The 11,806-nt window shown below is 62.5% G+C and carries 11 protein-coding genes; all 11 read left to right on the top strand.

What is annotated here, in order from left to right; translation table 11 throughout:
• Positions 1-71: 71 nt before the first annotated feature.
• The 11 genes from NN484_RS22835 to NN484_RS22785 all read left to right on the top strand — a co-directional run bounded on the left by NN484_RS22835 (position 72) and on the right by NN484_RS22785 (position 11,735).
• Positions 72-1,280: a DSD1 family PLP-dependent enzyme gene (locus tag NN484_RS22835; protein WP_274659327.1), complete on the top strand. Its 1,209-nt coding sequence runs from the start codon at positions 72-74 to the stop codon at positions 1,278-1,280.
• A gap of 230 nt (positions 1,281-1,510) precedes the next feature.
• Positions 1,511-2,122, top strand: a complete 612-nt coding sequence (locus NN484_RS22830) for a transposase (protein WP_127646949.1) — start codon at positions 1,511-1,513, stop codon at positions 2,120-2,122.
• Between the two features lie 73 nt (positions 2,123-2,195).
• Entirely contained in the window at positions 2,196-3,794 is a 1,599-nt protein-coding gene (locus NN484_RS22825; protein ID WP_274657967.1) for a ShlB/FhaC/HecB family hemolysin secretion/activation protein, read from the top strand.
• A 12-nt stretch (positions 3,795-3,806) separates the two neighbouring features.
• Positions 3,807-5,606 (top strand): DUF2341 domain-containing protein, encoded by a 1,800-nt coding sequence (locus tag NN484_RS22820; RefSeq protein WP_274657966.1) that lies wholly within the window; start codon positions 3,807-3,809, stop codon positions 5,604-5,606.
• Positions 5,607-5,617: 11 nt separating this feature from the next.
• Entirely contained in the window at positions 5,618-6,043 is a 426-nt protein-coding gene (locus NN484_RS22815) for an ExbD/TolR family protein (protein ID WP_127646955.1), read from the top strand.
• A gap of 3 nt (positions 6,044-6,046) precedes the next feature.
• Complete coding sequence (locus NN484_RS22810; protein WP_274657965.1) at positions 6,047-6,751, top strand: energy transducer TonB family protein; 705 nt, start codon at positions 6,047-6,049, stop codon at positions 6,749-6,751.
• Between the two features lie 54 nt (positions 6,752-6,805).
• On the top strand, positions 6,806-8,503 hold the full coding sequence (locus tag NN484_RS22805) for a putative porin (protein WP_127646959.1): 1,698 nt from the start codon (positions 6,806-6,808) through the stop codon (positions 8,501-8,503).
• An 18-nt stretch (positions 8,504-8,521) separates the two neighbouring features.
• Positions 8,522-9,151 (top strand): DNA repair protein, encoded by a 630-nt coding sequence (locus NN484_RS22800; protein WP_274657963.1) that lies wholly within the window; start codon positions 8,522-8,524, stop codon positions 9,149-9,151.
• A gap of 30 nt (positions 9,152-9,181) precedes the next feature.
• Positions 9,182-9,652 carry a YbjN domain-containing protein gene (locus tag NN484_RS22795; RefSeq protein WP_274657962.1) on the top strand — a complete coding sequence of 157 codons (471 nt, stop codon included), beginning with the start codon at positions 9,182-9,184 and terminating at the stop codon, positions 9,650-9,652.
• Positions 9,649-10,596: a peptidylprolyl isomerase gene (locus NN484_RS22790; RefSeq protein ID WP_274657961.1), complete on the top strand. Its 948-nt coding sequence runs from the start codon at positions 9,649-9,651 to the stop codon at positions 10,594-10,596. The genes NN484_RS22795 and NN484_RS22790 overlap by 4 nt, the downstream gene beginning before the upstream one ends.
• A gap of 158 nt (positions 10,597-10,754) precedes the next feature.
• The gene (locus tag NN484_RS22785; protein ID WP_274657960.1) at positions 10,755-11,735 is read left to right on the top strand and encodes a LysR family transcriptional regulator; all 981 of its coding nucleotides are present in this window, start codon (positions 10,755-10,757) and stop codon (positions 11,733-11,735) included.
• Positions 11,736-11,806: the final 71 nt, after the last annotated feature.

Raw genomic sequence — 11,806 nt, 5'->3', positions numbered from 1 at the left:
CGGTCAATCGACGCAATTTTCTGCTTGGCACGTTGGGTTTCGGTGCGTTGCTGGCAGGCGTTGGCGCATGGCTGCGACCGGGCGATCATGGCGCGCCGTACAGCGATTATTTTCGTGCGCTGAACAATGAGTTGAAGGACAAAGGCCCGATGCGCCCAGTGTTGCTGATCGACCTGGATCGCCTCGATCACAACATTGATGTGGTGATGCAGTCGGTCAGGCGCGGCGGCAAGCAGCTGCGCCTGGTGGAAAAGTCGCTGCCATCGCCGGGGTTGTTGAACTACATCGCGCAGCGTGCCGGGACGCAGAAACTGATGTCGTTTCATCAGCCGTTTCTCAATCACGATGCGCAGGTGTTCCCGCAGTCCGACATTTTGCTGGGCAAGCCATTGCCGGTGCGCTCGGCCGAGCTGTTCTATCAAACCCACAAAGGCCCGTTCGATCCCGCGAAACAGCTGCAATGGCTGCTCGACGGCCCCGAACGATTGCAGCAATACCTCGCGCTGGCTCAGGGTTTGGGTACGCGGATGCGCATCAACATCGAACTGGACGTCGGCCTGCACCGCGGCGGGATCAGTGATGTGACGGTGCTTGGGCAGATGCTCACGCTGATCAGCGCCAACCCGCAGCATCTGGAATTCTCCGGGCTCATGGGCTACGACCCGTTCGTGGGCATGGGCGTGCCGGGGATTCTCGGCTCGCCCGACGAACTGTTTGCCAAGGTCATGGCGATTTACCAAAGGTGCGTTGATTACACCCAGCAGCAGTTTCCCGCGTTGTGGCATGACGGTTTGTGTCTGAACACCGCTGGTAGCCCGAGTTATCGTATCCATGAAAACGAAAAGCTCAGCAGCGAGGTTTCAGTCGGAACCGCGATGCTCAAACCGACGCACTATGACCTGCCGTCGCTGAGCGAGCATGTGCCCGCGGTCTACATCGCCACGCCCGTTCTAAAAAGCACCGGCCCAGTGAACATCCCGGCGCTGGACAACAAGTCGCAGCTGTTCTCGTGGTGGGACACCAACCAGCGCCAGACCTTTTTCATCTACGGCGGCAACTGGATGGCCGAGTTCGAATCGCCGCCGGGATTGCAGAGCAACGGCGTGTACGGGCGCAGTTCCAATCAGGAGATGGTCAACGGATCCAGCGCCGTCGGACTCACTGTGGAAGACCAGGTCTTCCTGCGCCCGACCCAGACCGAAGCCGTACTTCTGCAATTCGGCGATCTGCTCGCCGTGCGCAACGGCAAGATCGTCGACACCTGGCCGGTCTACACCTGAACAGCAAAGATCAAAAGATCGCAGCCTGCGGCAGCTCCTACATTGAAATGCGATCCATGTAGGAGCTGCCGCAGGCTGCGATCTTTTGATCTTGATCCCCATTCAGTAATGAAGCTTTTATGACAAAAGTTCGGTAGCACATAGCCAGTCCGGTCATGCCTATGTAACGCGCTTGAGGGGCCCAACGGGGCGCTTTTCACAAGCCGAGGCGGGACGCCGGGAGTGAGGCAATGGGGACTATGGAACGCTACTCGAAAGTGGGCATGCAGGAGCTTGATCAGCGCCTGTCGAAGATCGTCGAAGCGGCGCGCAAGAAGCCGGTGTCGGTGTATCGCTACGGTGCGCCGTGGGTCTGGATCGTGTCGCAGGATGACTGGCAGGGCGCCTTGAAAGAGGTTTCCAGCTACATTCCGCCAGGCCACTCGCTGGTGTTGCTGCGCCCGCAGATCGACGATTTGCTCGACGCCCACCAAGGCCTTCTGCACGACCTCAATGCCGAGCCCGGCATGCTCATTCCCGCGCAAACGGTCATGCACATTCTGCTCCTGCAACTGCTGTATTCGGTGCCCAGCGAGCAGCAGTTATATGAACAGCTCAATTACAACCTGCTGTTCCGCTGGTTCGTCGGCCTCGGTCTGAACCAGAAAGTCTGGAGCTTCAACGTCCTCAGTCGCGACATCGCCACGCTGCTCAACGAGCCGCGTGCGGTGCTGCTCATTCAAAAAATCATCGGCGAAGTGTTCTGCGGTGCCTTGCTGCAAATGCCCGAGTTCTCCTTGAACTTCGCGCTGTTGCACACCTGGCTTGGCAGGCACAGCGGTGCCGCGCACATCAGCAATTAGCCGCGCCAGCCATTGACGCAACACACAAGGCGCGCGACAGCGCCAACAGGTCATCGCGAATTCAGGGGGTAGTGTGGATCAGATTTTCACGTCACGGCTGGCGCTGTGCGGCTGGCTGCTGGTGACGGCCGGCGCTCAGCCAGCGTTCGCCGATGAGGCTACCGAAAACGCCGCGCCGCAGCGTCTGGTGGACGTCAACGAATACTTCGTGCGCGGCAACACCGTGCTCGATGCCCGGGCGATTGAAGAGGCGGTTTACCCGTTTCTCGGCCCGCAAAAGGCCATGAGCGACATCGAAGGCGCTCGCGATGCGTTGCAGAAGGCCTATCAGGAACGCGGCTACCAATCGGTGTTCGTCGAACTGCCGGAGCAAGCGGTGGCCGACGGCATCGTCTACCTGCAAGTCAGCGAAACCAAGGTCGGACGGGTGCGCGTGGTCGGCGCTAAACACTATTCGCCGCTGGACATCCGCGACAACGTCCCGGCGCTGAAAGAGGGCGAGGTGCCGGACTTCGCCAAGGTCCAGGGCGAGTTGGCGCAACTGAACAAAACCCCGGGCCGCCAGGTCATGCCGCTGGTGCGCGAAGGCCAGCGCCCCGGCACCATGGACGTCGATTTGCAGGTCGAGGACCAGAACCCGTGGAGCGCCAGCGTCGGCCTCAACAACGACTACAGCGCCGACACCGAAAAACTGCGCGCCGTAACCAGCCTCGGCTACAACAACCTCTGGCAGCTCGGCCACAGCATCAACCTGACGTACTTCACCGCGCCGCAGGACACCGACAACGCCAAGGTCTGGTCGGGCTCCTACACCGCGCCCCTGACCGATCGCTGGAGCGTGCAGTTCTCCGGTTACCAGTCCGACAGCAACGTCGCCACCATCGGCGGCAGCAACGTGTTGGGCAAGGGCCATTCCTACGGCGTGTCGGCGATCTACACGCTGCCGTCCAGCGGCAGTTGGTCGAACTCGTTGTCGGCCGGCATCGACTTCAAGGACTTCGACGAACGCCTGACCCTGTCTGGCGAGAGCGACAAGGTGCCGCTGAAATACGCACCGTTCACCTTCGCCTACAACGGCTTCCGCTACACCGAAAAGAGCCAGCTGGGCCTCGGTCTGAGCCTGGTGGTGGCCACCCGCAGCCTCTTCGGCTACGGCAGCTCCGACGAAGATTTCGACTACAAGCGCTACCGCGCCAAGCCCAGTTTTGCCGTGCTCAAGGGCGACAGCAACTTCACTTGGACCTTCGACAACGACTGGCAGAGCGCGAGCAAAGGCGCGTTCCAGCTGGCGTCGGGGCCACTGGTCTCCAACGAGCAATTCTCCGCCGGCGGCGCGACCTCGGTGCGCGGTTATCTGGCCGCCGAACGCACCGCTGACGACGGCGTGCTGCTCAGCCAGGAACTGCGCACCCCGTCGCTCGCGAAATACGCCGGCAGCTGGATGCAGGAGTGGCGCTTCTACGCCTTTGCCGAAGGCGCGCAACTGTACCTGCGCGACGAACTGCCGGACCAGGACGCCAGTTACGCCCTGGCCAGCGTCGGCCTCGGCACCCGCGCCAGCCTCAGCAAATGGCTGTCCGGCAGCGTCGACTGGGGCTATCCGCTGCTCGAAGGGCCGAACACCTCGAAGCAGGAATCGCGCCTGCACTTCAACCTTCAAGCCACTTTCTAAAGGAGCACGTTCATGCAGCGCCTCATTCTTTCGTTGTTGATCTGCCTGGGCTTCGTGCTCCCGGCCACGGCTCAGGCCTGGTGGCAGGACGACTGGCACTACCGCAAACAGATCGCCGTCGACACCACGCCACAAGGCGCCGGGATCAATCAGGCCCTGGGCCGCACCGCGCTGCTGGTGCGTCTGCACACCGGCAACTTCACCTTCGATGGCGTCAAGGAAGACGGCTCGGACCTGCGCTTTGTCGCCGCCGATGACAAAACCGTGCTCAACCACCAGATCGAAAGCTTCGATGCGCTGATGGGCATGGCGCTGATCTGGGTCGATGTGCCGAATGTCGAGGGCGGGCAACGTCAGGACATCTGGATGTATTACGGCAATCAGAAAGCCCCGGCTACCGGCAACGGTCAACTGACGTTCGATCCGAATTACACCGCGCTGTATCACTTTGACGGCGCCACCGGCACCCCGGCCAAAGACACCACCGCCTACGGCAACACCGCGCAAAGTGCCACCGGCGCGGCGATTGACGGTGTCGTCGGGCGCGCCTTGCAGTTCAGCGGTCAGCCGTTGCTGCTGCCGGCCAGCCCGTCGTTGCAGCACAACGCTGGTAGCGCGTTCACCTTCAGCGCCTGGTTGCGTCTGGATCAAGCCAATGGCGAGCAACTGATCCTCGCCCGTCGTGAAGGCGCCAGCAGCCTGTTGGTCGGCGTGAATCAGGGCGTGCCGTTCGTGGAGATCGACGGCCAGCGCGCGGTTGCTACTCAGGCGCTGAATCCCGGCCAATGGCAACACGTCGCGCTGACCGCCGAGGGGGCGAAAGTCAGCCTGTTCATCAATGGTCGTGAAGGCGCGACGCTCGCTCAGGCGATGCCGGCGTTCAACTCGGTGATGGCCATGGGGGCGGATCTGCACGAAGGTCCGTTCCAGCCGTTCGTGGGCGCCATCGACGAACTGCGCCTGTCGAAAGTCGCCCGCCCGGCGGCGTTGCTGCTGGCTGATGCCACCTCGCAAGGCGCCGAGTCGAAACTGGTGACCTACGGCGTTGACGAAGAGCAGTCCGGTTTCGGCTTCGGCAGCCTCGGTTTCCTGCTTAACGCGGTGCCGGTGGACGCCTGGGTGATCATCGCCGTGCTGGTGCTGATGATGTTCCAGTCGTGGATCATCATGCTGCGCAAGAACCACACCCTCAGCCGTGTCAGCAAGGCCAATGAAGACTTCCGCGAACAGTTCGCCAAGGTCGGCACGCGCCTGGAAATGTTCGCCGACGACGCACAACTGGCCCAGCGTCTGCAGCACTCGCCGCTGTGGCGTCTGTACTCGGTGGCGGTCAAGGAGATCCGCACCCGTCGCGAGCAGGGCGCCGATACCTCTTCTGTGTCTGCCGCAACCATCGAAGCCATCCGCTGTTCGATGGACGGCGTGCGCACCCGCGAGAACCAGGCCCTCAGCTCGAAACTCTCGACCCTGTCCAACGCGATCGCTGGCGGCCCGTACATCGGCCTTCTCGGCACCGTGCTGGGAATCATGGTGGTGTTCCTCGGCACCGCCATGGCCGGTGACGTCAACATCAACGCCATCGCTCCGGGTATGGCCGCAGCGTTGCTCGCCACCGCGATGGGCCTGTTCGTCGCGATCCCGGCGCTGTTTGGCTACAACCGCCTGATCACCCGCAACAAGGAAGTCAGCGCCGACATGCGCGTGTTCGTCGACGAGTTCATCACGCGCCTGGCGGAGATGCACGGCGAAGGCCAGTCCAGTGAAGCGGCGCATCAGCGCGGTCATCACGCCAACCACTCCGTACCGGCCTGAGGAGCACTGACATGGCGTCTGTAAATGCCTCCCACGACGATGACGAAGATGCAGCGGTGGACAGCATCAACATCACCCCGCTGGTGGATGTGCTGATGGTGGTGCTGGTGATGTTCATCCTCACCGCCACCGCGCAGGTCTCGGGGATCCAGATCAACCTGCCCAAGGCCAGCGCTTCGGTGTCGCTGTCCGAAGCCAAGACCAAAGCGATTTCAGTCAACGACGGCGGTCAGGTGTTCCTCGATGCCTACCCGGTGACCCTGGCCGAGCTGGAAGAACGCCTGCGCATCGAGAAGGCGCAGAACCCTGACTTCCCGGTGATCGTGCGCGGTGACGCCACGGTGCAATACCAGAAAGTCATCGAAGTGCTGGATCTGCTGCGCCGGCTCGAACTGTCCCAGGTCGGTCTGGTGACCGGCAAACCGACGCAGGGCTGAGTGATGACCGCACAACTTCCGATCGAGCCACTGCCGGTGAAACGCTCGCCGCTGCGTTACGTGAAGTGGGGCGCCGGGCTGCTGCTCGGCGCGCTGGCCGCGTACTGGCTGTGGCAGTGGGCTAACGACATGAGCGGCATCCGCCGTGAAGCGCCGAAGGTGCCGACGATCATTCCGTTGCCGCCACCACCGCCGCCGTCCCCGGAAAAGCCACCGGAGCCGGAAACCCCGGTGGAAGAAAAAATCGTCGAGCCCGAGCCCACGCCCGAGCCGCAAGAGGTCAAGCCCGAAGAGGAAGCACCGCCATCGCCGGCGGACGATCTGGCCAACCCGATGCAAATGGACGGCGACGCCCAGAGCGGCAGCGACGCGTTCAACATCGGTGCGGGCAAGGGCGGCGGCATGGCCGGTGCCGGAGGCGGGCGGTTGGGCACCGGCACCTACAGCCAGTTCCTCGCGTTCACCTTTCAGAAGCTGCTGCGTGAGAACCCGGACCTGCGCAACCTCGCGTTTTCGCTGCAGGCCGATGTGTGGCTGAGCAGCGTTGGCGAGATCACTCGCGTGGAGCTGATCAAGTCCAGCGGCAACCCCGAGATCGACACCCAGGTGCTGGCGGCGCTGCGCAACGCGCCGCATTTAAGCGAACGGCCTCCGGCCTCCATGACCTTGCCCGTGCGCCTGTCCCTGCAAGGGCGGCGTCCGGGTTAACCCAATTTATTCATTGCCAAGCATTCAAGCTTTGCCAAAAGGAGTTGTGTGCAGATGATTTCCAATGTGAATCGATTGTCCCTGGCGGTCGGCATGGTCATCGCGACCCTGGTCGGTCAGGCCGTGGCAGCGCCTGCGCCCTCGGAGAACGCCACGATCAATCTGATCCGCTTGCTGGTCGAGCAGGGCATTTTGAAACAGGACAAGGCCGACGCGCTGATCGCCCAGGCCCAGAACGAAGCCGCGCAGGCCAAACAGGCCGCAGCGTCCACAGCGGTCGCAGCCGGTCCGGTGGCCGCACCGGGCGATGTGCGTGTGCAGTACGTGCCAGCCGCTGTGCGCGATCAGATTCGCGATCAGGTCAAGGCTGAGGTCATGGCTACCGCCAAACAGGAAAACTGGGCGGCGCCCAACACTTTTCCGGACTGGGCGTCGCGCATCAGCTTCGACGGCGACATTCGCCTGCGTGACGAATCACGCTACTACTCGGGCAGCAACAGCAACGAAATCGTCGACTTCGCCAAACTCAACAACAACGGCCCGTACGACGTGAACCCCAACAGCAGCACCAGCCTGCCACCGTTGCTCAACACCCGCGAAGATCGCACCAATCAGTTCCGCATTCGTGCGCGGCTGGGCATGAAAGCGGTGATTTCGCCGGACTGGACCGCCGGCATTCGCATCGGCACCGGTTCGGACAACAACCCGGTGTCGACTACCCAAAACCTCGGTGGTGGTTTCGCCAAGAAAGACATCTGGCTCGATCAGGGCTACCTGAACTGGAAACCCACGGATGAGCTGACCCTGACCGGCGGGCGCTTCGCCAACCCGTTCATGTCCACCGACATGCTGTATTCCAACGACCTGAACTTCGATGGCGTGGCAGCGATTTTCGACCACAAGCTCAACCGCGACTGGGGGGTGTTTGGCACCGTCGGCGCGTTCCCGGTGGATTACACCAACGACACCACCACCAGCAACGGCTTCGACAAGGAAGAAAGCGACAACAAGTGGCTGTATGGCGCGCAGCTCGGCGCCAAATGGGCGATCAACAGCAACAACCGTCTCAAAGGTGCGTTGGCCTACTACCGTTTCGACGACATTCAGGGGCAGCGCTCCAGCCCCTGCACACCGTGGGCCGGCGCCCCGGGCTGCGACACCGACGGCACCCGCGCAGCGTTCATGCAGAAGGGCAACAGCGTGTTCCTGCTGCGCGACATCACGCCGAACCCGGCCAACCCGACCACCACGCCGCAGCCGCAATTCGTCGGCCTCGCATCGGAGTTCAACCTGCTCGACCTGAACCTGGTGTGGGACGCCGATCTGCCGCAAGACTTCAAATTGCGCAGCCAGGGCAACTACATCCACAACCTCGGTTACGACGAAGGCGACATGCGCAAGCGCTCCGAGGGGCAGATCGTCAACAACCTCAACAGCAATGGCGAGATCGAAAGCGGCGCCAACGCGTGGATGGTGCAGTTCACCCTCGGCAACGCGCTGGACCTGCACAAGCAGGGCGACTGGAACCTGTTCGCCGGCTACAAGTACATCCAGCCGGACGCCTTGCCGGACGGCTTCAACGATTCCTCGTTCCACCTCGGCGGCACCAACGCCAAGGGCTATTTCCTCGGCGGCAATTACGGTCTGGCGAAGAACGTCTACGCCACCGGCCGCTGGATGAGTACTGAGGCGGTGTACGGCGCGCCGTTCGACATCGACGTCTTGCAGCTTGAGATCAATACGCGCTTCTAAGGCGCCGGGAGTACGGTCATGCACGCACGAGTTTTACTGTTGGGGCTGAGTCTGTTCATCGCGCAGGGGGCCAGTGCCGAAGGCATGGAGGAGCGTCTGCGCACCCAGTTGCGCAGCACCACCCAGCAATTGCAGGCCCTGCAAAGCCAGCAGGCCCAGGCCAGCGCCGCGCAACTGGCGGCGCAGAACGAGGCCAGGGCCGCGCAGGCGCAGATCAAGCAATTGACCGCCGAGCTGGCCAAGGCCAAGGGCGTTGCCGAGCAGTTGGTCGACCAGCAGCAGAACCTGCACAGCCAGGCCCAGGCGCAAGTCGCGGCGAGCAACGAGCAGGTCGGCAAGTTCAAGAAGGCCTACGACGAGTTGCTGGTCATGGCCCGTGCCAAAGAGACAGAACGGTCTAAGCTTCAGGCGCAATTGGCTGAACGTGACACACAAGTGCAGCAATGTTCAGTCAAGAATCAGCAGATGTACGGCGTCGCCAAGCAGATCCTCACCGCCTACGAAAACATCGATGTGGCCGAGGTGATGAAGATCCGCCAGCCCTTTGCGGGCAGCGCCCGAGTCAAGTTCGAGGAACTGGCCCAGGGGTTCGGTGACGAGCTCTACAAGACTCAATTCGACGCGCCGCAAGCCGCGCTCGCGCACTGATTTAAAAGACTGATAAACAAGGAAGAAGTCATGACTCAATTGATCACCCACGTTTCCCCGCAATCGCTGACCGAAGTCCTGCAAGCGGCCGGTTATCGCGTCAACCAGACCGAACAGAACGGCATCGTGCAGTTGCTCAGCGCCAGCCAGGGCATCGGCTATGCCGTGCGTTTCGGCAACCCGGCGGTGGAGGAGGGCAGCTACGTCGATTTCACTTTCAGCTGCGCGCTGCGGGTGCAAGGTGAGTTGCCACAGGGTGTGGCCGAGCAGTGGAACGCCACCCGGCGTTTTGCGCGGTTGTCGTTGCAGGGCGAGTTTCTGGTGATGGAAATGGACGTGGTGGTGGCGGCCGGGGTGAGCAACGATCACCTGCGCGGCAATCTGGAATTGTGGGATCGCCTGCTGCAGGAGTTCATCGTCTACCTGCGTGATTTCAGCCAGGCCGCGCAAACCTCGACGGCCAAGGTCGCTGTCGCCGAGCAAGAGGAAGTCGCGCTGTGAAAAAGCCTGCCATGGTGATCGGCGCCGGAGCAGTGGCGCTGTTGGTGGTAGCCGTCGCGCTGGTGCTGCGACCGGGCACAGGCCCGGTCGCCGCGCAGCAATCGTCGCCTTTGGCGGCGGTTGCTGCGGGTCCGGCAGTGGCGCGGTTGGGCAATCAGCAGGTAACGCCGCAGGAGTTGCAGGCGTTGCTGGCGACCGTCCCGCCGGCAACCCGCGAGCAACTGCGCGGCAACCGTGAAGCACTGGAGCGCTGGTTGCGCACACGTCTGGCGGAGAAGGCTGTGCTGGAGCAGGCTGACGCCCAAGGCTGGGCGCAGCGTCCTGACGTGGTGCGGCAAACCCGAGCGGCCACCGAGCAGATCGTCTTCCGTGATTACCTGCGCTCGGTCAGCGAAGTGCCGTCGGACTACCCGAGTGCGGCCGAGTTGCAACAGGCCTACGACGCCGGCAAGGCCGAATGGCAAACCCCGGCGTTGTACCGGGTGAGCCAGATTTTCCTCGCCGTGAATGACCCGCAGAACCTCGAAGCGGTGCGCAAACAGGCGATGGAGCTGAGCAAAAAGGCTCAGGCCGCGCCGGGGGATTTTGCCGCGCTGGCGAGCCAATATTCGCAGGACCGACTGACCGCCGAGCGCGGCGGTGATACCGGCCTGCAACCGTTGCAGCAACTGGTGCCGCAGGTGCGGGGCGCGGTGGCGCGGCTCAAGGTCGGCGGTGTTTCCGAGCCGCTGCAGAGTGGCGCCGGGTTCCATGTGATCAAACTCACCGAACAGCAACCGGCGCGCACCGCGACCCTCGACGAGCTGCGCGACCAACTGACCCAGGCCTTGCGCGCCCAGCGTCAGGAGCAGATTGCCCAGGCGTATCTGGATGGCATGCTTGACACGGCGACGCTGAGTATTGATGGGGCCGAGCTGAACAAAGTCATGGAAACCAAGCTCTAGAAAACCGGCACACCACAACCCCCTGTAGGAGTGAGCCTGCTCGCGATAGCGGTGTGTCAGCAAAGAGATGTCAGCTGTGCCGACGCTATCGCGAGCAGGCTCACTCCTACAAGGGATCTGCGCAATGTCTAAATACAAAGATCGACAGGGAGTCATCGATGTCATTCACCGAACCCGCAGGACGACAGGGTAGCCCCGATTACCGCTGGGCACAGGACGAGCGCGAGCCGTGGCTGGCGCAAGCCGCGACCATCGATGCCGATGTCGCACAATACTTTCTGGTCAGTGCCCGCTGTGGCTGTTTCATGCAGGCGGCGCGCAGCCTTAACGTGCGTTCGACCTTGCTGCGCAAACAACTGGCGCAACTGGAGCAAGCGCTGCAGCACTCGCTGTTCACCTTTCAGGGCAGCGCTCTGAGCCTGACCCGCGAGGGCCAGCAACTTCAGGCGCAACTGGTGGCGCTGGCCCACGAACGCAAACTGCCGGTGGTCGAGCAGCCGCTGATTCGGTTGGCCGTCGCCGAGTCGATCCTGCATGACATCCTCGGTCGCGACCTGATCGCGCTGTTGCGCCGCAACGCCAGCGTGCGCCTGGAAATCATCGCACTGGACAGCGAACTGTCGTTGCGCGCGGTCAGCGCCGACGTGGTGCTGTGGCTGGCCCATGGCGAAAGCCCAAGCCCGGGCCCGACCTTCGCCACCAGCCAACCGCAAGCCCTGGCGCGCCTGGATTACCTGCCGCACATCGCCAAACGCTATTCCCGCGTCACCGCACGCCCCGCCAGCGCTGACGACCTGAGTGATTTCATGCTGGTGCAATGGCAACACGACAGGCAGATCGACGGCTTCCGGCCGTGGAATGAGCTGGTCGAACAACGTCTGGCCGGCGTGGTGCAGATGCAGTCCTATGAGCTGATGCTGGAAATGATCCGCTGCAGCGCCTGCATCGGTTTGCTGCCGGCGTACATGAGCCGCTTCGATCGCGGGCTGATTGCGCTGCCGGGGCTGTTTACTGAGGCGATGCAGCTACAGGCATGGCTGGCAGTCAACGTTGAATCCCGAGACGTGGCCGAAGTGCAAACGCTGGTCGAACTCATCCAGCACACCTTCAACGAACGCCACGAATGGTTCCAGACCTGACTCCAATCTCCCGGTACCCCCCATTTCCTGTAGGAGCTGCCGCAGGCTGCGATCTTTTGATTTTAAGAAGC

Origin of the sequence: Pseudomonas serboccidentalis (genome assembly GCF_028830055.1) — a bacterium.
Taxonomy (GTDB): domain Bacteria; phylum Pseudomonadota; class Gammaproteobacteria; order Pseudomonadales; family Pseudomonadaceae; genus Aquipseudomonas; species Aquipseudomonas serboccidentalis.
The sequence above is the reverse complement of the archived record's forward strand: the minus strand, read 5'-3'. Positions and strand labels throughout refer to the sequence as shown.